The sequence below is a fragment of the Sideroxydans sp. genome, assembly GCF_054604835.1.
In genome coordinates this window covers 180,274-205,223 of sequence record NZ_JBTSFG010000005.1, presented here as the reverse complement: position 1 = coordinate 205,223, position 24,950 = coordinate 180,274, and the positions used below count along the sequence as shown (strand labels likewise).

Annotated in this window: 21 protein-coding genes and 4 tRNA genes; 5 read left to right on the top strand and 20 right to left on the bottom strand. The window is 56.3% G+C overall.

Annotation, left to right across the window (positions count from 1 at the left end; translation table 11 throughout):
* Positions 1 to 135: 135 nt before the first annotated feature.
* The 4 genes from ACYCZ5_RS10035 to ACYCZ5_RS10020 form a co-directional block, all read right to left on the bottom strand.
* Positions 136 to 212: transfer RNA gene (locus ACYCZ5_RS10035), tRNA-Arg, on the bottom strand.
* A 45-nt stretch (positions 213 to 257) separates the two neighbouring features.
* Positions 258 to 334, bottom strand: a tRNA-Arg gene (locus ACYCZ5_RS10030).
* Between the two features lie 22 nt (positions 335 to 356).
* Positions 357 to 449, bottom strand: a tRNA-Ser gene (locus ACYCZ5_RS10025).
* A 44-nt stretch (positions 450 to 493) separates the two neighbouring features.
* Positions 494 to 1,726: an aspartate kinase gene (locus ACYCZ5_RS10020; protein WP_461544664.1), complete on the bottom strand. Its 1,233-nt coding sequence runs from the start codon at positions 1,724 to 1,726 to the stop codon at positions 494 to 496.
* 105 nt (positions 1,727 to 1,831) lie between these two features.
* Here ACYCZ5_RS10020 and recJ point away from each other — a divergent pair, with 105 nt between their 5' ends.
* The 5 genes from recJ to ACYCZ5_RS09995 all read left to right on the top strand — a co-directional run bounded on the left by recJ (position 1,832) and on the right by ACYCZ5_RS09995 (position 8,126).
* Positions 1,832 to 3,514, top strand: a complete 1,683-nt coding sequence (recJ, locus tag ACYCZ5_RS10015) for a single-stranded-DNA-specific exonuclease RecJ (RefSeq protein ID WP_461544663.1) — start codon at positions 1,832 to 1,834, stop codon at positions 3,512 to 3,514.
* A 12-nt stretch (positions 3,515 to 3,526) separates the two neighbouring features.
* Positions 3,527 to 4,795 carry an MgtC/SapB family protein gene (locus ACYCZ5_RS10010; RefSeq protein ID WP_461544662.1) on the top strand — a complete coding sequence of 423 codons (1,269 nt, stop codon included), beginning with the start codon at positions 3,527 to 3,529 and terminating at the stop codon, positions 4,793 to 4,795.
* 37 nt (positions 4,796 to 4,832) lie between these two features.
* A protein-coding gene (gene prfB, locus ACYCZ5_RS10005; protein ID WP_461544661.1) for a peptide chain release factor 2 occupies positions 4,833 to 5,937 on the top strand; the annotation gives its coding sequence in 2 pieces (ribosomal slippage) (positions 4,833 to 4,913 and positions 4,915 to 5,937; 1,104 coding nt in all).
* A 13-nt stretch (positions 5,938 to 5,950) separates the two neighbouring features.
* Positions 5,951 to 7,453 (top strand): lysine--tRNA ligase, encoded by a 1,503-nt coding sequence (lysS, locus tag ACYCZ5_RS10000; protein WP_461544660.1) that lies wholly within the window; start codon positions 5,951 to 5,953, stop codon positions 7,451 to 7,453.
* Between the two features lie 10 nt (positions 7,454 to 7,463).
* Positions 7,464 to 8,126: a Crp/Fnr family transcriptional regulator gene (locus ACYCZ5_RS09995; RefSeq protein WP_461544659.1), complete on the top strand. Its 663-nt coding sequence runs from the start codon at positions 7,464 to 7,466 to the stop codon at positions 8,124 to 8,126.
* Here the strand turns inward: ACYCZ5_RS09995 and ACYCZ5_RS09990 are convergent, their stop codons facing one another.
* The 16 genes from ACYCZ5_RS09990 to ACYCZ5_RS09915 form a co-directional block, all read right to left on the bottom strand.
* The gene (locus tag ACYCZ5_RS09990) at positions 8,127 to 10,043 is read right to left on the bottom strand and encodes an ATP-binding response regulator (RefSeq protein ID WP_461544658.1); all 1,917 of its coding nucleotides are present in this window, start codon (positions 10,041 to 10,043) and stop codon (positions 8,127 to 8,129) included.
* A complete protein-coding gene (locus tag ACYCZ5_RS09985; RefSeq protein ID WP_461544717.1) occupies positions 10,040 to 10,972 on the bottom strand; it encodes an ABC transporter substrate-binding protein in 933 nt (310 codons plus the stop codon). The genes ACYCZ5_RS09990 and ACYCZ5_RS09985 overlap by 4 nt, the downstream gene beginning before the upstream one ends.
* Positions 10,941 to 13,073, bottom strand: coding sequence for a TonB-dependent receptor plug domain-containing protein (locus ACYCZ5_RS09980; RefSeq protein WP_461544657.1), 2,133 nt, complete (start codon positions 13,071 to 13,073; stop codon positions 10,941 to 10,943). Before ACYCZ5_RS09980 ends, ACYCZ5_RS09985 begins: the two co-directional genes overlap by 32 nt.
* 52 nt (positions 13,074 to 13,125) lie before the next feature.
* Positions 13,126 to 13,202 (bottom strand) — tRNA-Pro (locus ACYCZ5_RS09975).
* A gap of 61 nt (positions 13,203 to 13,263) precedes the next feature.
* Positions 13,264 to 13,647, bottom strand: a complete 384-nt coding sequence (locus ACYCZ5_RS09970; RefSeq protein ID WP_461544656.1) for a MerR family transcriptional regulator — start codon at positions 13,645 to 13,647, stop codon at positions 13,264 to 13,266.
* Positions 13,628 to 13,939, bottom strand: coding sequence for an integration host factor subunit alpha (locus tag ACYCZ5_RS09965; RefSeq protein WP_461544655.1), 312 nt, complete (start codon positions 13,937 to 13,939; stop codon positions 13,628 to 13,630). The genes ACYCZ5_RS09970 and ACYCZ5_RS09965 overlap by 20 nt, the downstream gene beginning before the upstream one ends.
* Positions 13,939 to 16,296, bottom strand: a complete 2,358-nt coding sequence (gene pheT / locus ACYCZ5_RS09960; RefSeq protein WP_461544654.1) for a phenylalanine--tRNA ligase subunit beta — start codon at positions 16,294 to 16,296, stop codon at positions 13,939 to 13,941. Before pheT ends, ACYCZ5_RS09965 begins: the two co-directional genes overlap by 1 nt.
* Before the next feature lie 2 nt (positions 16,297 to 16,298).
* On the bottom strand, positions 16,299 to 17,309 hold the full coding sequence (gene pheS, locus ACYCZ5_RS09955) for a phenylalanine--tRNA ligase subunit alpha (RefSeq protein ID WP_461544653.1): 1,011 nt from the start codon (positions 17,307 to 17,309) through the stop codon (positions 16,299 to 16,301).
* A gap of 67 nt (positions 17,310 to 17,376) precedes the next feature.
* Positions 17,377 to 17,736, bottom strand: a complete 360-nt coding sequence (gene rplT, locus ACYCZ5_RS09950; RefSeq protein ID WP_461544652.1) for a 50S ribosomal protein L20 — start codon at positions 17,734 to 17,736, stop codon at positions 17,377 to 17,379.
* Between the two features lie 11 nt (positions 17,737 to 17,747).
* Entirely contained in the window at positions 17,748 to 17,945 is a 198-nt protein-coding gene (gene rpmI / locus ACYCZ5_RS09945; RefSeq protein WP_461544651.1) for a 50S ribosomal protein L35, read from the bottom strand.
* Between the two features lie 134 nt (positions 17,946 to 18,079).
* Positions 18,080 to 18,601: a translation initiation factor IF-3 gene (gene infC, locus ACYCZ5_RS09940; RefSeq protein ID WP_461544716.1), complete on the bottom strand. Its 522-nt coding sequence runs from the start codon at positions 18,599 to 18,601 to the stop codon at positions 18,080 to 18,082.
* 20 nt (positions 18,602 to 18,621) lie between these two features.
* On the bottom strand, positions 18,622 to 20,535 hold the full coding sequence (thrS, locus tag ACYCZ5_RS09935; protein ID WP_461544650.1) for a threonine--tRNA ligase: 1,914 nt from the start codon (positions 20,533 to 20,535) through the stop codon (positions 18,622 to 18,624).
* A 96-nt stretch (positions 20,536 to 20,631) separates the two neighbouring features.
* Positions 20,632 to 21,414: an ABC transporter permease gene (locus tag ACYCZ5_RS09930; protein ID WP_461544649.1), complete on the bottom strand. Its 783-nt coding sequence runs from the start codon at positions 21,412 to 21,414 to the stop codon at positions 20,632 to 20,634.
* Positions 21,414 to 23,198, bottom strand: coding sequence for a CHASE2 domain-containing protein (locus ACYCZ5_RS09925; protein ID WP_461544648.1), 1,785 nt, complete (start codon positions 23,196 to 23,198; stop codon positions 21,414 to 21,416). The genes ACYCZ5_RS09930 and ACYCZ5_RS09925 overlap by 1 nt, the downstream gene beginning before the upstream one ends.
* Positions 23,199 to 23,203: 5 nt before the next feature.
* Positions 23,204 to 24,001 (bottom strand): tetratricopeptide repeat protein, encoded by a 798-nt coding sequence (locus ACYCZ5_RS09920; RefSeq protein ID WP_461544647.1) that lies wholly within the window; start codon positions 23,999 to 24,001, stop codon positions 23,204 to 23,206.
* Entirely contained in the window at positions 24,001 to 24,948 is a 948-nt protein-coding gene (locus tag ACYCZ5_RS09915; RefSeq protein ID WP_461544646.1) for an MlaD family protein, read from the bottom strand. Before ACYCZ5_RS09915 ends, ACYCZ5_RS09920 begins: the two co-directional genes overlap by 1 nt.
* Positions 24,949 to 24,950: the final 2 nt, after the last annotated feature.

Sequence of the window (24,950 nt, the reverse complement as noted above, 5' to 3'; positions counted from 1 at the left end):
CGCAATGATGGCGCAGTGCGGCCTGACAAGCAAACGGGATGCGCATGTTGCTGCAATATTAAGGTCGATATTGTCTGCACGAATGATTTATGCAGGAGTAATAGAAAAGGCTTCCATTTCTGGAAGCCTTTGAGTTGGTGCGCCCGAAGAGATTCGAACTCCTGACCCCTTGGTTCGTAGCCAAGTACTCTATCCAGCTGAGCTACGGGCGCATGTATTGCTTGGTGTTGCCTATTGCCAGTCTGAAATCGTTTTATTGGTGCGCCCGAAGAGATTCGAACTCCTGACCCCTTGGTTCGTAGCCAAGTACTCTATCCAGCTGAGCTACGGGCGCCTCAAAACGACTACAGTTACTTTGGCGGAGAAGGAGGGATTCGAACCCTCGATCCAGGTTTTGCCCGGATGCACCCTTAGCAGGGGTGTGCCTTCGACCACTCGGCCACTTCTCCGAAGGGCGCGAATACTAATGTAATCGCTCCGCTTCGTCAAACTATCATGCGCTTTCTTGATCGAGATCGAAAGCTTTGTGCAAAACACGCACAGCAAGCTCCAGATACTTCTCGTCGATGACCACTGAAATCTTGATCTCGGAGGTGGAGATCATCTGGATGTTGATACCCTCTTCCGCCAAAGTGCGGAACATCTTGCTGGCGATGCCCACATGCGAACGCATACCGACACCGACCACGGACACCTTGGCCGTCTTGTTGTCGCCTACGACGTCGCGCGCGCCGATATGTGGCTGCACCTTGCTCTTCAGCAATTCCATCGTCTTGCTGAACTCGTTGCGATGCACGGTGAACGAGAAGTCTGTGGAACCGTCCACGCCGACGTTCTGAATGATCATGTCCACGTCGATGTTGGCATCACTGACCGGGCCCAACACCTGATAGGCTATGCCCGGCTTGTCCGGCACGCCGAGTACGGTGATCTTGGCTTCGTCGCGATTGAATGCGATACCTGAGATGATGGCCTGTTCCATTTTGTCGTTTTCCTCGAATGTGATCAGCGTTCCCTCGCCATCCTCTTGGAAGCTGGAAAGTACGCGCAGTTTGACTTTGTATTTGCCGGCGAATTCGACCGAGCGGATCTGCAAAACCTTGGAGCCGAGGCTCGCCATCTCCAGCATCTCTTCAAAAGTGATGCTCTTCAGGCGACGCGCTTCGGGTACCAGACGCGGATCGGTGGTGTAGACGCCATCCACGTCCGTATAGATCTGGCATTCGTCCGCCCCCAGTGCGGCAGCGATCGCCACGCCGGTGGTATCAGAACCGCCGCGTCCCAGCGTGGTGATGTTGCCATCCTCGTCCATGCCCTGGAAACCGGCGACGACTACGACCTTGCCTTCGTCCAGATCGTTACGGATGTTCTCCTCGTCGATACTGACGATGCGCGCTTTGGTGAATGCGCTGTTGGTGAGTATCTTGACCTGGGCGCCGGTGTAGCTCTTGGCTTTGAGTCCGGCATCGATCAGTGCCATGGAGAGCAAACCGATGGTGACTTGTTCGCCGGTGGAGATCACCACATCCAGCTCGCGCGGATCGGGATGCTTTTGGATCTCGTGCGCCAGTCCGATCAGACGATTGGTCTCGCCGCTCATTGCCGAGACCACGACAACGATCTGATGGCCTTGTGCCTTGAATCTTGCCACACGCTGCGCAACGCTCTTGATGCGCTCCGGACTGCCCATAGAGGTGCCGCCGTATTTCTGAACTATCAGTGCCACAATATTGCTCGCAATGGATTTTTAAGTGGCGCGCATTCTACCCGAGTTACTGGGAAATTACGATCTCTGCTCTGCTACACTGAACAGCAAAAGAAGCCCAAAAACATGACCAGAATCGACCAGCGTAGCTACCCTGAAAACACCGCCCAGCGGCTTGCCGAATCCGGCATCCCTGCTTTGCTGGCACGCATCTATGCCGCGCGCGGCATCGAACAGACGGAACAGCTTGAGACCGACCTGAAAAAGCTGCTGCCGTTCCAGCTATTGAAGCAGGCGGAGACCATGGCAAGCGCATTGGCCGATGCCATTTCCGCCGGCAAAAAGCTATTGATCGTGGCCGATTACGATGCCGACGGTGCCACCGCCTGCGCCGTGGGTATGCGCGGCCTGTCTGCACTGGGTGCCAATGTGGATTTCATCGTGCCCAACCGTTTCGAGTACGGCTACGGATTGACCCCGGAGATCGTCCGCCTCGCTGCACAAAGCAAGCCCGACATCCTGCTCACCGTGGATAACGGTATAGCCAGCGTGGAGGGAGTTTCCGAAGCACACAGACTCGGCATGCAGGTATTGGTGACCGATCACCACCTGCCCGGCGACTCCCTGCCGGATGCGGAATGCATCGTGAACCCAAACCAGCCTGGCTGTTCATTCCCCAGCAAGAATCTGGCAGGGGTGGGCGTGATGTTCTATGTGTTGCTAGCGCTGCGCGCAGAACTGCGCAAGCGCGGGACTTTCGCCGACAAGCCGGAACCCAATCTTGGCAATCTGCTCGATCTCGTCGCGCTCGGCACGGTGGCGGACGTTGTGAAGCTGGATGACAACAATCGCATCCTGGTGCATCAGGGTTTGCAGCGCATCCGCGCCGGACGCGCCTGCCCCGGCATCATGGCTTTGTTGCGCATCGCGCGCCGACCGGCGGCGCAAGCTTCCTCCTATGAACTGGGTTTCATCGTCGGCCCGCGCCTGAATGCTGCGGGCCGACTGGAAGACATGGGTCTCGGCATTCGCTGCCTGCTGACCGACGACGCCAACGAAGCCAACGAGATCGCCGCCAAGCTGGATGCGCTCAATCAGGAACGGCGCAGCATCGAGGCCGACATGCAAGACAGCGCACTGGCGGCACTGGAAACGTTCGACCCAGCGGAAAGCTATTCACTGGCCCTGTTCAATGATGAATGGCACCAGGGCGTGATCGGCATCCTCGCCTCGCGCCTGAAGGACAAGTTCCATCGCCCGGTCATCGCCTTCGCCCGCGCGCAGACTGGCGAGCTGAAAGGATCCGGGCGCAGCATCGTCGGCCTGCATCTGCGCGATGCACTCGATCTCGTTTCCAAACGTCAGCCCCACCTGATCCTGAAGTTCGGCGGCCATGCCATGGCGGCTGGATTGAGCATCCCGGAACAGGCGCTGGATGAATTCCGTAGCGCGTTCGAATCCGTCATACAGGAGATGCTGGATAGTGAAGCACTGGTGCGCAGCATCGCCACCGACGGTGAACTGGAAAATGCGGAGTTTTCCCTGCGCATGGCACGCGAGCTGCAAGCGCAAGTTTGGGGACAGGGGTTTCCCGAACCGTTGTTCGAAGGCGAGTTCCGCGTTCAAACACAACGTATAGTCGGCGAAAAACATCTGAAGCTGAAGCTCTCCTCGCCTGTCGGCAGTTTCGATGCCATCCGTTTCTTCCACGCCGATCCCGCTCCGGACACCGTGCATGCCGTGTACAGCTTGAGCATCAATGAATACAATGGTTCCGAGACGCTGCAACTGATCGTGCGTCACTGGTAAGGAGAAGCAACGATGGAATTCGCTTTCCTGCAAAACAACGGTATCGAATTGCTGCCGAAATTCCTCACCAGCATCGCCATCGGCCTGCTGATAGGTCTGGAACGCGAACGAAATCCTTCTGCCAAGGCGGGTCTGCGCACCTTCGCGCTGGTTGCATTGTTCGGCACCATGATGGGCATGCTGGGCGATCATCTGGATATCCAGTGGCTGGTGATAGCCGGATTGATCGCCGTCGCGCTGACCATCATCGCCGCCTACCTCGGCGACGAACCCGACAAGCCGGATGCCGACCCCGGCACGACGACCGTGATCGCGCTGCTGCTGTGCTACGCGCTGGGGGTGATGATCTGGCTAGAAATGTCCAAGCTGGCGGTGATGCTGGCCATCGGCATCACCGCCCTGCTCTATTTCAAACCCGAGTTGCGCGGCTTCTCCCAGCGCCTGACACGGCGTGACTTGGTTGCGGTGCTGCAGTTCTCGGTGCTCACCTTCATCGTGCTGCCCATCCTGCCCGACCAGAACTACGGCCCCTACGGTGCGTTCAACCCGCATCAGGCATGGTTGATGGTGGTGCTCATCTCCGGTTTGAGTCTGGCAGGTTATACCGCGTTGCATCTGGTCGGCACGCGCTACGGCGCGCCGTTACTGGGTTTCTTCGGCGGTTTGGTGTCCAGCACCGCCACTACCCTGATCTACTCGAAACACGGCAAGGCCAGCCCCGCCCTCTCCAATCTTGCCGCGATGGTGATCGTGATCGCCAGCATGGTGGTGCTGCTGCGTTTGCTGGTCGTGAGCTCCATCCTGGCCTTCGGTGCCTTGCCTAGTCTCGCGCCTGTCTATGCGGGCGGCCTGATCGCCGGGCTCATCGCTTCCGTGTATGCATGGAGACAGACCAGCAAGGGTCAGGAACTGCTGGTGCCAGAAACCTCGAACCCGGCCGAATTGCACACCGCCCTCGGTTTCGGATTGCTTTACGTCGTGGTGCTGGTCGGCTCGGCATGGATGGCAGACCTTGCCGGCAGTCAGGGCTTGTATGCCGTCGCGCTGGTTTCGGGATTGACCGATGTGGATGCGATCGCCCTCTCCAGTTTGCGCCTATTCAATCTGGGACAGCTCAGCGAAGAACAGACCGTGACAGCTATCGCCATCGCCTTCCTTTCCAACATCGCGTTCAAATTCGGCATGGTCGTTTTCATCGCGGGTCCGGCACTGGCACGCCAGGTCGCGATCGGCTTCGGCGCTATCGCCGGCGGCGTCCTGTTGGGGCTGTTTGCGCTATAATCGCGACCCTTTAAAGCAGCGACAGACAGAACCGATCATGGAAGCCGAACAACTCAACGCCCTCACCGCCAAACTGCAAGACTTGCGCGCCCGCAACCTCGAACTACGGAGGTATCTTTGACTTCGACGGCAAGCAGGAACGCCTGGACGAAGTCGCCGCACTAGCCGAAGACCCTGCCATCTGGCAGGACGCCAAACGCGCTCAGGATCTGGGCAAAGAGCGCAAGATGCTGGAAGGCATCGTGCACAATCTGCAAAAGATCAGCCAATCGGTCAACGACAACAGTGAACTGATGGAAATGGCGCTGGCCGAGAACGATGACGAGAGCTTGATGAGCATCGTCAACGATGTCGAGCAGATCGAGAAGCTGGTCGCCGACCTTGAGTTCCGCCGCATGTTCTCCGGCGAGCTGGACTCTGCCAACTGCTTCCTCGACATCCAGGCCGGTTCCGGCGGCACCGAAGCACAGGACTGGGGTTCCATGCTGTTGCGCATGTACATCCGCTATGCCGAGCGCAAGGGTTTCACTGTCGAAGTGTTGGAACAGTCCGACGGCGAAGTGGCCGGCATCAAAGGTGCATCGCTCAAGATCAGCGGTGATTACGCCTATGGTCATCTGCGCACAGAGACCGGCGTGCATCGTCTGGTGCGCAAGTCACCGTTCGACTCCGGTAATCGTCGCCACACCTCGTTCTCCAGCGTGTTCGTCTACCCGGAAGTGGATGATTCCATCGAGGTCGACATCAACCCGGCCGATCTGCGCATCGACACCTATCGCGCCTCCGGCGCGGGCGGACAGCACATCAACAAGACCGACTCGGCGGTGCGAATCACCCACATCCCGACCAACATCGTGGTGCAGTGCCAGAACGACCGCTCGCAGCACAAGAACCGCGCCGAAGCGATGTCCATGCTGAAGTCGCGCATGTACGAAGAAGAGCTGCGCAAACGCAACGCGGAGAAGCAGGCACTGGAAGACACCAAGTCCGACATCGGCTGGGGTCACCAGATCCGCTCCTACGTGCTTGACCAGTCGCGCATCAAAGATTTGCGCACCAACTTCGAAGTGGGCAACACCCAAGCCGTGCTCGACGGCGACCTCGACGATTTCATCGCAGCCAGCTTGAAGCAAGGCGTTTAACCAGGAACACAACATGACAACCGAACAAAACATCCCGCAAGTAGACGAGAACCAGATCATTGCCGAACGCCGCAGCAAGCTGAAGGCACTTCGCGAACAGGGCGTCGCCTTTCCCAATGACTTTGACCGCAAGAATCTGGCTGCCGACTTGCACGCCGCTTTCGGCGAGAAAAGCAATGATGAGCTGGAAGCCGAGCAGATCCCGGTTGCCGTCGCCGGACGCATGATGCTGAAGCGGGTGATGGGCAAGGCCAGTTTCGCCACCATTCAGGATGTGAGCGGTCGTATGCAGCTGTTCATCAGCAACGACATCACCGGCGAAGATGCGCACACCGTGTTCAAGCATCACGATCTGGGCGACATCCTCGGCGCGACCGGTGTGCTGTTCAAGACCAAGACCGGCGAATTGTCGGTACGCGTCACCGAGGTGCGCCTGCTGACCAAGGCTTTGCGTCCGCTGCCGGAGAAGTTCCACGGCCTGACCGACCAGGAGCAGAAGTATCGCCAGCGCTATGTCGATCTGATCACCAACGAACAAACGCGCAAGACCTTCCTGATCCGTTCCCAGATCATTCAGGCCATACGCGATTTCTTCACTCGCCACGATTATCTGGAAGTCGAGACACCGATGCTGCACCCCATACCGGGCGGCGCTTCGGCCAAACCTTTCGTCACTCACCACAATGCGCTAGATATGGAGATGTATCTGCGCATCGCGCCGGAGCTGTATCTGAAACGACTGGTGGTGGGCGGTTTCGAGAAGGTGTTCGAAATCAACCGCAACTTCCGCAACGAGGGTTTGTCGACACGCCACAACCCCGAGTTCACCATGATCGAGTTCTACGAAGCCTATCGTGACTACAAGTATCTGATGGGCTTCACCGAGCGTCTGTTCGCCGAGGTGGCACAGAAGGTACTGGGCACGACAGTCATCAGCTATCAGGGCAAGGAACTGGATCTGGGCAAGCCGTTCCACCGTCTGACCATGGTGCAGGCGATCCAGAAATATCATCCGCAGTTCACCGATGAGCAGTTGAACAATCGCGATTTCCTGGTCGGCGAACTGCAGGACCTGAAAGCCAAGTACAAACCCGAGGACGGTGTCGGCGGTCTGCAACTCTCTTTGTTCGAGGAACTGTCCGAACATCTGCTGTTCGAGCCGACCTTCATCGTCGATTACCCCGTCGAGGTGTCGCCACTGGCGCGCGCTTCGGACAAGAACGCCGGCATCACCGAGCGCTTCGAGTTGTTCATCGTCGGCCGCGAGATTGCCAACGGCTTCTCCGAGTTGAACGATCCGGAAGACCAGGAAGCGCGTTTCGATGCGCAGGTTGCCGCCAAGGATGCCGGCGACGAGGAAGCGATGTTCAAGGATGCCGACTACATCCGCGCACTTGAACACGGCCTGCCACCTACCGCGGGCGAAGGCATCGGCATCGACCGCCTGGTGATGCTGCTGACCGATGCCGCCAGCATCCGCGACGTCATCCTGTTCCCGCATCTGCGTCCGGAGTGAGCTGACTGCCATGCCAGCCAGCGAAAGCACACGCCTGCTAGAACGCTACCCGCTGTTACGCGAACTGGCACCCGCACGTTTCGCGGAACTGTTCGACCAGACGACGGTGATGCGTCTCCCTGCAGGCACGGTAATCTTCGACGAGAACCAACCCTGCCAAGGATTTCCGTTGTTACTCTCGGGCAGTGTGCGCGTCATCAAGTCTTCCGCGAATGGACGTGAATTGCAGCTCTACCGTGTCGGTGAAGGTGAAAGCTGCATACTGACCAGCAGCTGCCTGCTCGGCCACAGCAACTACCGCGCTCGCGGGATCGTAGAACAAGATGTGGAAATGATCGTCTTGCCGCCCGCCTCGTTCCGCACCTTGATGGCGGATTGCCAACCATTCAGGGACTACATCTTCAGCCTGTTCGCGGAACGGCTCACCGACCTGATGGAGCTGGTCTCCGCTGTTGCTTTCCAGAAGTTGGATCAAAGATTGGCAGCATTGTTGCTATCACGCCCCAGTCCACTCCATCTGACTCACCAGGTCGTGGCAGATGAACTAGGCAGCGCGCGCGAGATGGTCAGCCGCCTACTCAAAGGATTTGCGGATCAGGGCTGGGTCAAACTGGCTCGGGAACAGATCGAGGTTATCGATCGCAGTGCGTTGGAACGCCTGGCCTCGAACTGATCATTTAGCCTTCAACGCAAAAGCCATCATCGAGCGCAACTTGGCCGGACGCACCGGCTTGTGCAGCAAGTGCATGCCCTTGTCCGCCACGAGCTTCAACACCTCGGGTGATGTGTCACCACTGACGAGTATGAAAGCCGGCTGTTGTTTGCCTTGCATGTGGATGCGTTCCGCCAATTCAACCCCGTTGCCGTCCGGCAAGCGGAAGTCACAGATCACCAGCTCGAATGACGATTGCTCGAAAAGCTGCTCAGCCTCGGCCAGGCTTTCAGCCATCGCTACCCTGCATCCCCACGCTTCGATAAGCCCAGCCGTCCCGTTGCGTACCAGTTCATCGTCATCCACCACCAGCACGCTGCGCGCCGTGAACGAATCCTCGTTTTCTGTCGGAGGAGTACGGCTGACTGTGCTTCCCTGAGCCAGAAGATCTTTCAAATCGGGGACGCGCGGCACATCAAGAGCAAAGATTGAACCCCGCCCGGGGTTAGAGCATAGATACAAGGGGTGATTCAACAGCTTGGCCGAACGCTGGACGATAGGCAGCCCCAAACCCAATCCTTTACTCCTGTCGCGGGCAGTATTTTCCAGTTGCACGAATTCCCTGAAGATATTCTCCTGTTCCTCCAAGGGAATGCCGGGGCCATTGTCGCGCACTTCGAAGCGCAACCTGTCACCACGCTTGCGACATGCCAGCAACACACAACCATGTTCCTGCGTGTAGCGGATGGCATTGCCCAGCAGGTTCATCAGGATACGTTCGAGCAGGATGGGGTCGCTTCTCACGCGCCAATTGCATGTGTGAATTCGCAACCTGATGGATTTCACCTTGGCCGAAGGTACATAAGCTTCAGACAGACGCCTTAGCAGCGTAGCGATCTCTATCTCCTGCACCTGCGGCACGATGACGCCGGCATCCAGCTTGGAGATATCCAGCAGCGAATCCAGCAAACCGGACATCGCGGTCACGGACTCCTCCACCTTTTCCACTATTTTGCGTTGCTCGGGTGTCTCGAGGCGATTCTGCAACTCACCCATGAACAGGCCAAGCGCGTGCATGGGCTGGCGAAGGTCATGACTCGCCGCAGCCAAAAAACGGGTCTTGTCGAAATTGGCCTTCTCCGCCTGTTCCTTCTGACTGCGCAAAGCGGTCGTCGCATCCTCGATGCGCTGCTTCAGTTGGTTCCGCTCTTCCTGCAATTGTGACGCCATCTCATTGATGCCTTGTGCCAGCTCGTTCAGCTCGAGCACTTGCATCTCTCCGATACGCGTTGATAAGCGCCCCTCACCCAGATCGCGCACGGCAGTACGCATCCCCATGATCGGCAGCGTGATCCTGCGCGCAACGCGCGTCGCTACTAACACCGCAAGCAACAGCACCAGTGCGGTAAGGATCAGGTTCATGATGACCATCCGAACCTTTTCGCTATTGAGCCTTTGTTTGCCCAGCACCAGATAGACCCCCCCCAGAGATGCCCCCGTATTTGAGGTAGAGGCAATTTCAGTATCGTCCAATGACAATTGGGTAGTCACAATGGCGTGATACACGGCCAGCGAACGCTTGTCCTCACGCAATGTCTGGCCGGATCGCCAATCGGGGGGAATGATCTTCAAATCCGTCACGCCGCTCGCACTCGCCAGAACCCGGCCTTCAGCATCAAGGATGAACACCGCTGTCACATCCTGCTGTGCAAGCGTCACTTCTGCCTGCTGCTGCAGCAGCACACGATTCCCGGAGAACGCCGCATACTCACTGGAAGACGCGAGCTGCCGTGCTATCAGACTCGCCCTGTCCTTTAGCGCCTGATCGAGATCGGCGATACGCGCCAGAATGAACGAGGTTTCCAGCAGTACAGCCAGTATCAATATGGGGATCAGCGCAACTGTCATAGTCTGTCGCTCGATACCGTACTTCTTCATGGTCTCCCCCCGATCTCGTTGCGCAGTTGTTCTGCGCTTATTATCGTCAGCCCGAGCGAACGGGCGACTTGCGTGTTCACTGCAACTTCAAATTCCTGAGGATACTGGTAGTCAGGCAGCTTACCGGTCTTGGCAAATTGGGCGACTACTTTGGCAGCCTGCTCGGCGATTTGCAGCGGCGTACTGTACACAGCGCACAAGGCACCGGCTCGTACATAGTTCTGTGACAATCCAATCATAGGCACTTGCTGCCGGTAAGTCTCCAACAATATGTTGCGAATGGTATCCGAACGGTATATCTCCGCGTCGGGCAAGACCAACAATACATCACTGTCCGCTAGCAACGCCGAAAGACTGCTCGCAAGATGATCCGGTGTCGCCACGGTCTGAATGTGCAGCCTGTATCCCGAAGCTGATGACAGTTGTTTGGCTGCTGCCAGTTGGGGGGACTCATTCGATATCAGCACACCTACTGACTTTGTCTGAGGCAAGGCCGCGCGGAGTAGCGAGAATCTGCGCGCCATAGGCTGATCCATGTAGATGCCGGATGATCCTGAATTACTGTCTCGCCCGATCTTTTCAAGTCCGGCTCGGCTGACCATCACGTTCAATACCGGAATAGATGAACCTCTGAAGTCGTCTGCCGCCTGAGCACCGATCGCCACGATCAGTTCTGCCTGCGCAACGTTGCCCGACGGCAATATCTGAATCTCCTGGTGTGCGTCGAGTGAATCTCGCAGTGCCGATTCAAATGCGCGATATACCTCGCGCTCCTCACTCAAAGCCAGGGAGACCTTGAGCGGCGCGGCTTGCAGCGTTTGGAAGCTGAGAACGCTGCAAACCAATACCAGCCACCGGATCAGGGCGATCTGGCGCTCGCTCTTGCGAGGCAAGATATTAGTATAGGAAAGTGGCGAGAAGGTAGGCACGGCGGTCAAGAGAGGGATAGCCCTGCTGTGGCAAGTTTGCGTATTCCGTATGGGTGTCCCGGAACATATTCTGCATCACCAATGCCACTTCTCCTCCACTTGCGACGCCACGTTTCCCGAAGGAACGGGTTATTTTTATATCCATCCTGTGCATAAATGTTTGCGGTCTTTGCGCATCCAATACCTGCACTTCATCCTGGTAGTAATAGCCGGCACTGATTGCCAATGTCTGCGTTAAGTGATGTTCGGCAAGCACACTCCCCGCATTGGTAGGCACGGCTTTGGGACACTGCCGCAACCACTCATCAAACCAGCCCCTTACCCGTGCATCGCTGATCCAGGTGGGCAGGCCATCTGCTTCACAGGCGGCTTGTTGACGCGAAAAGTTCACGGTCAGTGCGTTGCCCTCCTGCTGGTATTTCAGGCTTCCCTCCCATCCGGAATATCGAACCAAATAAAGATTCTTGAAGCTCGCATTGTTGAACCCGCCACTCGCGTTACGGAGCGGATCAAGAAAAATCTGACCTCGCAGGTGATCACTGAAAAGGCGTGCTTCCACCATCCAGCCAGTCTCCGGGAAGTGCCCAAGGTAGGCAATTTCGCGTGCCAGCATGCGTTCTGGCTGTAAACCGCCAGAGGCGAGGAAGCCGCCCGGGGTGAGCGGGTCGGTATTGCCATACTCTTCAATTACTGCCGGATTGCGATAGGCCAGCGAAGCACCAATACGCAGCGTATGGTTGGGCGTGAAGTGGTAATTCAGCGCCACGCGCGGCGAAACATTGTGATGGCCCATGCCGTCGTCCTCCCACATCGCCCCCACATTCAGCAACCAATCATGCTGCATGCGCCATTCATCATGGGCAAACACACGCCATTGACGCAGGGTCGGTGCGGGATGGTAATAGAACAGAGACGTGGAGCTCACACCGTCCAGCCTCGCGCCGCCGCCCCAGACCAAGCGATGCCCTGTTGACCAGGACGCAGTATGCTGGGCTTCGATGTCGTGACGCCGGGTCTGGACGTTGACTTTGGGATACAGGTTGACGCCATCGCGGTAATAGGACACCTGATCGTCATCGTAAGCGGAATGGGTATAGTGATAGCGAAGCTGCCATTCGGCACCGTCCGCCAGCGCACGCGTCCAGATCAGTTGTGCGTAATCATGTTCCGTAAACAAATTGCGATCCGGTGCCTGATTGCGCCCGACGATTCCGTCCCTGCGCACAGACTGGCTGTAACCTGTCTGAAAATCGAATGTGTCCTCGCCATTCGGATGGTAAGCCGCACGCCAGTTGAACATGCTGGTACGGTTGTCGTCGGTGAACTGCGGCAGATCATAGCCACCGTCTGCCCGGTATCCGGCACTGAGCCGCTGGCTGAAGGATTCTCCGCGCTGGGCGAAGGTCATCGAAGCATCTTTGATGCCGTTTCCGCCTTGGCGTACTGTGACTTCGTTCGGCACAAAACTATCTGCCTCGCGGGTGATGATGTTGATGACGCCCTGCGTTGAGTTGGCACCGTGCGATGCAGCAGCAGGGCCGCGGATAACTTCGATCCGTTCAATGTCTTCCAGCAACACCGGCAGATCGTCCCATATGACCATGCTGTAGGGCGGCAGGTAAACGCTGCGCCCATCCACCAGCACCTGCATGCGTCGTGAGAAGTTGTCCGTTGTACCGTGGTAAGAGGCGAACATGCTGTGACCGTTCTGGCTCCCCACATACATACCGGGCACCAGTCGCATCAGTTCTGGAATCCTTCTGAATCCCGACGCCTTGATCATCTGTCGATCAATGATGGTGATGGCATTGGGCGCTTCGTCAACCGGCTGGGTAAGCCGTGAAGCCGTCAGAACGACAGGAAGTTCGAGAAAAAAAGCCTGCTCGGAATCCAAATCCTCGGCAGCCTGAACCGTGCTGAAAAACGGCAGCATCGCCAGCGTTGCGAGCAAAAACTTATGGGAACTAGTATGAAGAGATGTCAATCCGCCCTGCCCCTTGCCGGTTAAATTGAACTTTTTTCTAATTAATTTTTTTCTAATTGTAGAGTAATTGTCCAAATCCCTTGAAAGAATTTGGATAGGTGACCAGAACCAGCGCATCGCGCAAATGAAAAATCCGGCAGAGCCGGATCTTCTTTAACTGCTTTTGTTCTGGTCGGGGCGAGAGGATTCGAACCTCCGACCACTTGGACCCCATCCAAGTACGCTACCAGGCTGCGCTACGCCCCGAGGGCGCGGATTATAGCAGAGCACATTTATTTTGTAGCGCGATTTGAAACGAATTTAGCAATCAAGCGCGCAAGGATTTAAGTATGTCGCTCAACTCTCTACGCAGCTGCGGAATGGCCATGACAGACAGTTCTGAACTTGCATGCACTGCATGCACAGTATCCGATTCCTGCGTATGTGCTTGATCGAGTCTGCTACGCGCACCACTGATGGTAAATCCTTCCTCGTACAGCAACTGGCGGATGCGACGGATGAGCAGAACTTCATGGTGCTGGTAATAGCGTCGGTTACCGCCGCGCTTGAGCGGCTTGAGTTGTGTGAACTCCTGCTCCCAATAACGCAATACATGAGCCTTCACGCCACACAGGGCGCTGACCTCGCCTATCGTAAAATAGCGCTTGGCCGGGATCGGCGGCAAGCTGGAATCAGTTAACTGCAGTTCCATGATAGGTCGTCTCTACCATGCTCTTGAGCTTCTGGCTGGGATGGAAAGTGACCACTCGGCGAGCTGTGATCGGAATCTCTTCACCGGTCTTGGGGTTGCGGCCCGGACGCTGCGGTTTGTCGCGCAACTGGAAGTTGCCGAATCCGGAAAGCTTTACGCTGTCACCTTGGGCTAGCTGCACCCTGATCTCCTCAAAAAACGCTTCCACCATATCCTTGGCTTCGCGCTTATTCAGGCCGACCTTCTCAAACAGCAAATCAGCCAGCTCGGCCTTCGTCAATGTAGTTGTCATCATTTCCCCCTTAACTTCGCGCCGATTTTATGCAATGCCTCAACCAGCATGGCGATGCTCGGCTCTATCTCAGAATCTGTAAGTGTTTTTTGAGTATCTTTTAATAACACACGGAATGCAAGGCTTTTTTTCCCTTCCTCGACACCCTGCCCACGATACACATCGAATAATGCCAACTCTGTTACATAGGGGGCATTTTGACTATTCAATACATCCAAAAGTGTCTGTACATCGACTTTCTCATCGACCAACACAGCGATGTCTCTACGTACCGCCGGGAATTTTGAGACATCTTCGACTCTTGGAACAGCTGATTGTATCAAGGCGCTCAATTGCACCTCGAACCAGACCGCTGGCAATGGCATATCGTACTGCTGCTGCCATTGAGGATGCAGTTCACCCACCCAACCGATAGCGTTGTTATCGAGCAATATCCGAGCCGATCGGCCCGGATGAGAGGCTGGGTGTTCCGCAGCTTGAAAGGTCAAGGCGCGGGGAGCGAACAAGGCTTCAAGATCGCTCTTCACATCATAAAAATCTACGTTGCGTGCAGCTGCACCCCACTGCTCCGGGAGCACAGCACCGTATGCCAACCCCGCCATTCGTTCTTCCTGGGAATAATTCCCCACCTCTGCTTTGAAACAGCCGCCGATCTCGAATATGCGGACGCGCGTTTGTTTGCGCGCAAGATTGGTACGCAATGCGCCCAGCAAGCCGCCCAGCAGACTGCTGCGCATCACACTCATCTGGCTGGCTATCGGATTCATCAAGGTAACAGGTGCCGTGTTTCCACACAGGTCTCGCTCCCACTCCGCCTCAACGAAGGAATAGTTGATGGTTTCCTGGTAATCGCGCAGCACCATGACTTGACGCACTTTTGACAACGGGCGATCAGCTTCGAAATCAGGCAGGATAGTCATGCTTGCCTGAATAGGCGCAGGCTGTATCTGCTCATAGCCGTGCACACGGGCAACTTCTTCTACCAGATCTTCTTCGATAGCGATGTCGAAACGGTAACTCGGCGGTGTAACAGTGAAATCATCACCATCTTGCCGAAATGCCATACCCAGACTTGCAAGTATCTGCGCGATCTCATCAGACTTCAGTGCAATGCCAAGGACTCGCAGGATGCGGGAACAGCGCAGCAGCACTGACGGGCGTGATGGTAAATCAGCCTGCACTGCAGTTACCGGCCCGGCTGCTCCGCCGCAAATCTCGAGGATCAATTGTGTTGCGCGATCCAGAGCTACCTGCGTTGTCAAATAATCAACACCTCGCTCGAAACGATAGGAAGAATCGGAACTAAAACCAAGACGACGGGATTTTCCCACGATCACACTGGGTGCAAAGAATGCACTCTCAAGGAAGATATCGGTGGTCGCCTCATCAACAGCTGAGTCCATGCCGCCCATCACGCCTGCCAAGGCGACAGGCCCCTTGCTGTCTGCGATTACCAGCATATCGTCTTGCAGCGCAACCATCTGCTCGTTCAGCAGCGTCAATTTTTCACCCGCAAGGGCAAAACGCACATTGATATCGCCACTCAATTTATTCAGATCGAAAGCATGCAGCGGCTGCCCCAACTCAAGCAACACATAGTTGGTCACATCCACCAAGGCGCTAATACTACGCAGGCCGCAACGCTCCAGTCGTTGCACCATCCACGACGGTGTGGCGGCCTTCGCGTTCACCCCGGAGATTACACGCCCCGTATAGCGCGGACACGCTGCCGGAGTAGCCACCTTCACGTTGAGAGTTATGCTGCCTGTCTGCGCGAAGTCAGCTGCGGGGATGGCCTGCAAGGGAGAATTCGTCAGTGCCGCCACTTCGCGCGCAATGCCATTCACTGACAAACAATCGCTGCGATTCGGAGTGAGTTTAAGCGTGATCAGATGATCATCCAGATCGAGATGCTCGCGGATACTTTGGCCGACGACTGCATCAGCAGACAATTCCAGCAAACCGTCGCTCTCATCGGCCAGACCAAGTTCTTTATCCGAACACATCATGCCGAAAGAGGCGATACCGCGCACCTTGGCCTGCTTGATCTCGATACCCGGCAATTTTGCACCGACCAGCGCACATGGCGCTTTCATGCCGACAGTCACATTGCCGGCACCGCACACGATAGTAAGCGGCTCAGCCTGCCCGATATTCACCGTCAGCACGTTCAGACGGTCTGCATCGGGATGTTTTTCTTTACTCAACACCTGCGCGACGACGACCTTCTCGAAAGCAGGGGCGACAGGCGTCATCTCCTCCACTTCCAGACCTGCCATAGTCAACAAATGAGACATTTCCCCGCTGGACAGCGAGGGATTCACAAGGGTGCGTAACCAGGATTCGGAGAATTGCATGTTCAGTTGAATTGTTTCAGGAATTGCAGATCGTTCTCGAAGAACAATCTGAGGTCGTTGACGCCATAGCGCAGCATAGCCAAACGCTCCACACCCATACCAAAGGCGAAGCCGATGTATTTCTCGCTATCGATACCGACATGCTTGAGCACGTTCGGATGCACCATGCCGCAGCCGCCGATCTCCAGCCAGCCGCCTTTCCAGCTCATATCCATCTCGGCTGAAGGCTCGGTGAATGGAAAGAACGAAGGGCGGAAGCGCACCTGCATATCTTTGGTTTCGAAATAGTTCTGCAAAAAGTCGGCGATCACGCCTTTCAGATCAGCGAAGCTCACACGCTCTCCGATCCACAATCCTTCCACCTGATGGAACATCGGCGAATGGGTGGCGTCCGAGTCCACACGGTAGACACGTCCCGGCGCGATGATGCGAATGTCCGGCATCGCATCCAGATGTTTGTACTTCTCCATATGTGCCTGCATGTAGCGAATCTGGATAGGAGATGTGTGCGTGCGCAGCACATGCTGCTCATCGATATAGAAAGTATCATGCATCGCACGCGCCGGATGATCCTCGGGGATATTGAGCGCAGTGAAATTGTAAAAATCGTTCTCGATCTCAGGGCCTTCTGCCACGTCGTAACCGACGGAATGGAACAGATTCTCGATCCGCTCCAGCGTACGAGTGACTGGATGCAAACCACCCACACCTAGACCACGTCCGGGCAATGTCACATCCAAGGATTCCGCTGCCAGTCTCGCATTCAAGGCATGTAACTGGATAGCATCGCGCTGCGCCTGCAATGCGGCTTCCAGCTGCTGCTTCACCAGATTGATACGCGCCCCCGCAGCAGGGCGTTCTTCGGCAGACAGTTTGCCCAAGCCCTTCAGCATGGCGGTCAGGCTGCCATCTTTGCCCAAGTAGCGCGCTTTGATGTTCTCAAGCTCGGCTGCATCTTCAACGGCAGCGAAACTTTCCAAAGCTTCTTCGAGTATGGTTTGAAGTTCTTGCATCGTATGATCGTTTAGTCTTAAAACAAAAAAAGGAGGCTTTCGCCTCCTTTTTTATATAGCGCAATAATTACGCGCCGAGGCTGGCTTTGGCTTGCCCGACGATCTGCGTGAATGCAGCTTTGTCGAACACGGCCAAGTCGGCCAGCACTTTGCGGTCGATATCGATCGCTGCCTTTTTCAGACCGTTCATGAACACGCTGTAGCTCAGACCCTGCTCACGCGCAGCAGCATTGATACGAGCGATCCACAGAGTGCGGAACTGACGCTTCTTCTGACGACGGTCACGATAGGCATATTGACCAGCCTTCATCACCGCTTCTTTGGCGACACGGTAAACGTTCTTGCGACGGCCGCGGTAACCCTTGGCTTTGTCTAAGATCTTCTTATGGCGCGCACGCGCCGTTACACCACGTTTTACTCTTGGCATTTTCTAACTCCTTATGCGTAGGGCATCATGGCGCGAACGGACGCCGTGTTGGTTTCATGGACACCTGTAGAGCCACGCAGTTGACGCTTGTTCTTGGTGGTTTTCTTGGTAAGGATGTGGCGCTTGAACGCTTGGCCGCGCTTGATGCTGCCCCCCGCACGAACGCGGAAGCGCTTCTTCGCACTGCTCTTGGTCTTCATCTTTGGCATAACGACTCCGTTTATTTTATGACGTCGGGAGGTTCCTGACAGGAACACTTAACGACCCGAAATCACTTGTTTGGGGCACTTTTCACAACCACCGTAACGACAGCCCCTTGCTTCGTCACGATGCAACTTGATTCTTAGATCTTCTTCTTCGGCGCAATCACCATCACCATCTGACGGCCTTCCATCTTCGGGAACTGCTCTACTACGCCATGCTCTTCCAGATCGGCCTTGATGCGCTCGATCAAGCGCATACCGATTTCCTGGTGGGCCATTTCACGACCACGGAACCGCAATGTGATCTTGGTCTTGTCGCCGTCAGCAAGGAAGCGCGTCAAGTTACGTAACTTGATGTTGTAATCACCTTCGTCCGTACCGGGACGGAATTTGATTTCCTTGACTTGCACCTGTTTTTGCTTAAGTTTGGCTTCGTGCTGCTTTTTGCTTTCGGCATACTTGAACTTGCCGAAATCCATGATGCGGCAAACTGGTGGCTCCGCCAAAGGCGCGATCTCCACCAGATCCAGTTCCGCTTCATCAGCCATGCGCAGTGCTTCCGCTACTGCCACGATACCAACCTGCTCTCCCTCCGCGCCGATGAGCCGCACCTGTGGTGCCGTTATCTGCTCATTCAAACGCTGCGACTTATCCTGTGCTATTGCAATTACTCCAATAAAAATTAAACCGCGCTTCCCGCATGCAGCTCGGTATTCAAGCGCTCTATGAACGCCTCCACCGATATCTGCCCAAGGTCTTCACCTTGGCGGTTCCGCACGGCAACGAGGCCAGCAGCCATTTCCTTATCGCCGATGATCAGCTGGTAAGGCAACTTCTGCAAGCTATGTTCGCGGATTTTATAGGTAATCTTCTCATTGCGCAAATCAGATTGCACTCTGAACCCTGCATCTCGCAAAGCATCGGCTGTTTTAGCCGCATACGCCTCCTGCGCCTGCGAGATGTTCATCACCACCATTTGCACCGGCGCCAGCCACAACGGCAGGGCTCCTGAGTGATTCTCCACCAGAATCCCGATGAAGCGCTCCAGAGACCCCAATACCGCACGATGCAACATCACCGGCACTTTTCGGCTGTTGTCCTCGTCGACATATTCAGCCCCCAGGCGGCCCGGCATGGAAAAGTCCACCTGTATCGTGCCGCACTGCCAAGAGCGGCCGATGGCGTCCTTGATGTGGAATTCGATCTTAGGACCGTAGAACGCTCCTTCACCCGGCAGTTCCACCCATTCCATGCCTGATGCAGTCAATGCAGCACGCAATGCATTCTCCGATTTATCCCAAATCTCGTCCGAGCCGACCCGTCCTTCCGGGCGCAGGGCGAGTTTGACCACCACATCATTGAAGCCAAAGTCCTTGTAGACCTTCAGCACCAGTGCATTGAATGCCGTCACTTCCGATTCGATCTGCTCTTCTGTACAGAACACGTGTCCATCGTCCTGCACGAAACCACGCACACGCATCAGGCCATGCAGGCCGCCGGAAGGCTCGTTGCGATGGCAGGAGCCGAATTCGCCGTAACGCACAGGTAATTCACGGTAGGAACGCAGATCGGAATTGAACACCTGCACATGGCCGGGACAGTTCATCGGTTTGATCGCATAGTCGTGTTTCTCCGACTCAGTGGTGAACATATTGGCCTTGTAGTGCTCCCAATGGCCGGACTTCTCCCACAACACGCGGTCTATGATCTGCGGGCAGCGGATCTCCTGATATCCGTTATCGCGGTACACGCCGCGCATGTATTGTTCGATCACCTGCCACATCGCCCAGCCTTTCGGGTGCCAGAACACCATGCCGGGCGCCTCGTCCTGCATATGGAACAGATCCAGCTGCTTGCCCAACTTGCGATGATCTCGCTTCTCGGCTTCTTCCAGTTGATGCAGGTAGGCTTCCAGGTCTTCTTTCTTCGCCCAAGCCGTGCCGTAAATGCGTTGCAGCATCTCGTTCTTCGAGTCGCCGCGCCAATAAGCACCGGCAACCTTCATCAGTTTGAAAACCTTGAGCTTGCCAGTGGATGGCACATGCGGGCCGCGGCACAGATCGGTGAATTCACCCTCGCTATACAGCGAAACCTCCTGATCCGCAGGAATGGACTCGATGAGCTCGGCCTTGTACTTCTCTCCGATGGATTTGAAATAGGCCACTGCCTCGTCGCGCGGCAATACATTGCGCGTCACCGGCAGGTCTTTCTTGGCCAGCTCCGCCATGCGCTTCTCGATGGCGGCCAGGTCTTCCGGTGTAAAAGGCCGCGAATAGGCGAAATCGTAGTAGAAGCCATTCTCGATCATCGGGCCGATGGTCACCTGCGCCTCGGGGAACAACTCCTTCACCGCATAGGCCAGCAGATGAGCGGTGGAATGGCGAATAAGATCAAGACCATCCGCATCCCTGTCCGTGATGATGGCCAGCTGCGCATCGCCAGATATCTGGTAGGAAGTATCCACCAAGGCTCCATCCACTTTGCCAGCCAGCGCGGCACGCGCCAGACCGGCACCGATGCTTTGCGCAACCTCGGCAACCGTTACAGGACCTTCGAAACTGCGTTGAGAACCATCCGGTAGTGTTATGACAGGCATTTCGATCCACTCTTTAAAAAGCAAGTGCGGCCTGCGCCGCACTATCAATATTTGTTCAGGCGCACATACGCCACAGGGCGCGCAGTATATCGCAACTCACCAGCTCATGTTCAGGTAGGCGATCAGCGCATCCAGCGCAAACACGAACAGCAGACTCTGCAGAACTGCCTTGATGGCGACCTTGGGCACCTCGGTCACAGAAGACTGTGCCTGCATGCCGTTGTAGCAAGAGATGCTGGAGATGGCCAATCCGAACAGACAACCTTTGAAAGCCACCACCGCAAACTCGCTCAACTTCACCGTCTGCAGGAAGCGGCCGACCTGGTCCAGCCAGGATACGTTCTGGAACAAAGCACTGATCGCCAATCCGCCACCGATGGCGACGAGCTGGAAGTAGATGGTCAAGGCCAGCACGGCCAGCGTCACACCCACGATACGGGGTACCAGCAGATAATCTTGCGGGGAGATGCCCATCCGCTCCAGACTCTTCATCTCGCCGCGCGTCTTCATCAAGGCAAGTTCGGAAGCGATGGCCGCACTGCTACGCGCGACGATGATGATGGCGGCGAACAAGGGGCCGATCTCGCGCACGATGGTCCAGATCAATATCTTCACTGCCAGCGTGCTATCCCCGCCGATGAGGGAGGTGATCTGCGTGATGACGAGTGCGCCGCTCAGCAAGCCAAAGATCGCCACGATACCGAGCGCCTCGACACCGGTAAAGAACAGTTGGCGCTGGAACACGGCGTTCACCGGCGAAAGGCGCAAGACATGAAGGTTATTGAACGCATACCACAGCAAGGCAAGCGAACCGAATATCGTCTGCCGGACTTGCCGCATCTGCAGCCTGACCAGCACGCGCCTCCAGAAGCCGCCCATCACTGCCCCCCGAGCAAGGGCGGCGTCCATGCGTAGACATGAAGGTCCGCGCCACCGACCTGCCTTATGCCAACTTCCGAGATACCGCCCGCAACCCTGACCGCTTCAGCCACTTCTGCGGAGCAGACCACAGGACATCCCGCGCTCTTCGCCAATTCCACGAGCGCTTTCACGACATCGATTTCGGAGCCGAGTACCGTGTAATCCTTGCGCGCAGACGATCCGACATGCCCGACCACCACCTGCCCCACATGTAAGGCGATCTCGATCTCGATCGCGGGCATTCCGCTCTCCAGCAATCGTTCATTCACTTCGCGCTGCCGCTGCAACATCTCCTGTGCCGCCTCGAGCGCATTCCGCTCCGGACTTTCAAGTGTTTGTGGCGCCCCAAAGAAGGCCCCCAGCTCGCTCCCAACGAATTTATCGAGCGTGCCCTTGTGCTGATGTACCGCAATAGCCATTTCGGAGAAGTAGTCATTCAACAGCGACACTGATGCCTGCGGCTCACACTCCTGCACCCGCCGACTGAAATCTTTGATACGCGCATGCAACAGGCACACCCGCACACGCTCCCCATCCGTGCGTGAATCGATCTTGCCACTCATGATCCCGTTCAACGCCTCGCGATTGACATAACTATCGAAGAGCTCCCGCAATCCTTCACGGCCGCGTATCTGCATCACCGATTCATACCCAAGCCGCGCCATGAATGCGAACAAACCGGAAAGCAGAATGCCCCCCAAAGGCAGATAGATACCGACCCCCAACATCCAGGTTGCCAGCAGCCAAAGCGCGACTGGAGTCACTGCGAATACCGCCAGCTTGATCCAGCCTGTACGTCCCAACCACAGCAAAGCAGCGGCTAGCACAAGAATTACACTACCCCACAGCGGCAGCTCGCGGATCAAGCCTTTCCCTGTCATTGAACGCAAAATCTGCGCCTGCACCAACACTTCCGACACACGCTTATCCATCGGTGACCATACCGCCATGGGCACTGGAACTCGCACCTTCTCAGCACGCGCAGAAACAACGCCCAACAGCACGGTTCTACCGGAAAAAGTGGCAACTAGTCGCTGCTTGTCAGCCTGCCCCTGCCATTCCAGCACGCGTGAGAATGGAATGTAGTCGAACTTCTGGCCCGCACTGAAATCCACAATGCCGACTCCCGGATGCGCCACGCCCAGCCGGGCAGCGACCTTTTCAGCGAAGCTGGTTCCCTGCGCGTTCACAGTGCAACGATTGAGATCGAAACGTCGGAGCACACCATCCCCGTCAAGGCAGAGCATGACCGAAGCCGGGGCATCCGCGACCGAGGCAGCCAACGCGCCATCCACAGGGCGTAAAGCACCTTCAGCATCCGGCTTGCGTGCCAGCACGACAGGGGTCTGTGCGCTGAGCGCTTGTAACGCCTTAACCAGTCCATCTTCATAGTGAGGCAGCATGAATTGGTAGGATCGTTCAGGTAAGGCGATATCAAGCCCGAGCACGCTGGGCTTGGCCGACTCCATGGCCTGCAGAAAACTGGCCAGATGGGGATGCCACAACTCGAAGGGTTCCTTGAATTTCCTGAAGCTATCCTCGTCGATGCCGACGATGACCACATCGTTCTGTATCGGATGCGCGGATCGTTGATGCAGAAGATCGAACTGACGATCCAGTATCCTCCTGCTCAGGCCGTCTCCGGTTTGAAAATATGAAATACCCAAGGCGACTACCAGACAGATAGCCAAACCCAGCAGCCATCTGAATCGCGGATCCTGCAAGCGCTCAAGCATGCCCATGCCGCTCACCTTGCAACGATGCGCGAGGCGCGCTCGCGGTATCGCTTAGCCTGTTCGGTGTCGCCCTGCCCCTCGTATGCAGCGGCCAACAGCAGCAGGTCCACCTTGATCTTTTCAGGCAATCCCAGTGATTTATCCACCACCAGCGCCTCATCAGCCAATCGCGAAGCTGTCGCGAACTCGGCACGCATCAACTGAGCTTCGCTCATATAGCGCAGGGCGTTGGCATATTCCAGGGGCGAATTGCCACGACTGGCTGACGCGGCTCGCTCCGCCCAATGCAAAGCCCGATCACTATCCTTTTCACGCAATGCGATCGCGGCACGAGCATTGTCGATCACGCTCGCGAGCGAGCATTCCGCGACGCACCATGCCGATGCCTTTTCCAACCAGAGTCGGGCCCCCTTCACATCCCCTTGTTGCAGTAGCAACAAGGACTTTTGAGTCGCAGCGGTTGCCAAATAGGGCGTCCCATATTCCAACGCACTGTCTTGCAGCAACTTGTCCAGATACGCATTGGCAACTTCCCAACGACCCAGCATCTGGTTCACGCGAGCCAGATTCAACATATCAATAGCGATACCAGCGATGTTCTCAACGGCGACATCCACCTGCAAGGCCATTTCATATTGCCTTAGCGCTACATGGTAGTCGCCTCGATCATACGCACGCTGCGCACTCTGGCTATATTCTGCCGCCAGTTCCAGCCTTGCGTTACGCAGGGGTGCCGTCTGTCCGCAGGCCGTCAGAAATAACAGACCAGAAAGCACAATCGCCGAGGAAAGTCGCAGCCGGTCCATCATCAGGGTTTCTCTGGTGGCACATAACCGTCCACCGGCAACACTTGAGCCTCAGGCTTGCGGAACCAGCCGCTGAACGGCCACGATTGCTTCGCGCCTTCCAGCATGTCCTGGCTGTCCTGCACCAAAGCATTGCTGTTATGGATGAATGCCGGCAACTCGCCAGCCGTATCGGCAGTCATCCGTTTGATGTCCGTGGTGGCGGTCTGCACGTTATCCAGCGTTGCATCGGCCTTGTCGACCAGACGCGGGATCGCCTTGTCCATCACCTCCAGATTGGCATTCACACTATCCAGCGCCTTGTCCAGCTTGCCATGTACGCTGTCCAGCTTCTGATTGCCGCTGACCCCAAGTTGGGTGAATTGTTTAACTGTCTCGCGCAGATCACCTGTCACCTGGTTCAGGTTCTTCAGCGTCTGCTGGATCTCGCCATTCGGATTGTTGATGCTGGCAGTGATCTGGCGGATATCGCTCAGGATAGGTTGAAGCTGCGCAGCCATACTCTCGGCGATACTACTGGCATCCTGCCCGCGTTCGAACTGGAGCACGCTGTTCTGTGTCACCTGCTGCACCTGCTGCGAGCCGGGAATGATCTCGACCACACTCTCGCCGACCAGCGCTTCCTTGATCAGACGCGCTCTCGCATCCAAGCCGATCAGGTGCACATATTCATCGTCCAATGACACTTTTACGCGCACGGTCGCATTGGGCTGCATGCTGACTTCCTTGACACTCCCTACCTTGAAACCGATGAACTTGACTGCCATCCCCTGATTCAGTCCCTGCGCATTGGGCGCAAAGAAGTAGATGGCTGTGCTGCGCACCAGATAGTCCTGCTTGATGGCGATCAACAGCAAGGCCAGCAACATCGCCCCGAGCGCACCCAGCAAAAAGCGCTTGGTACGCTGTTCGATATTCAGCAAACGTTGATTGTAGTTGTTCAGTTTCATGG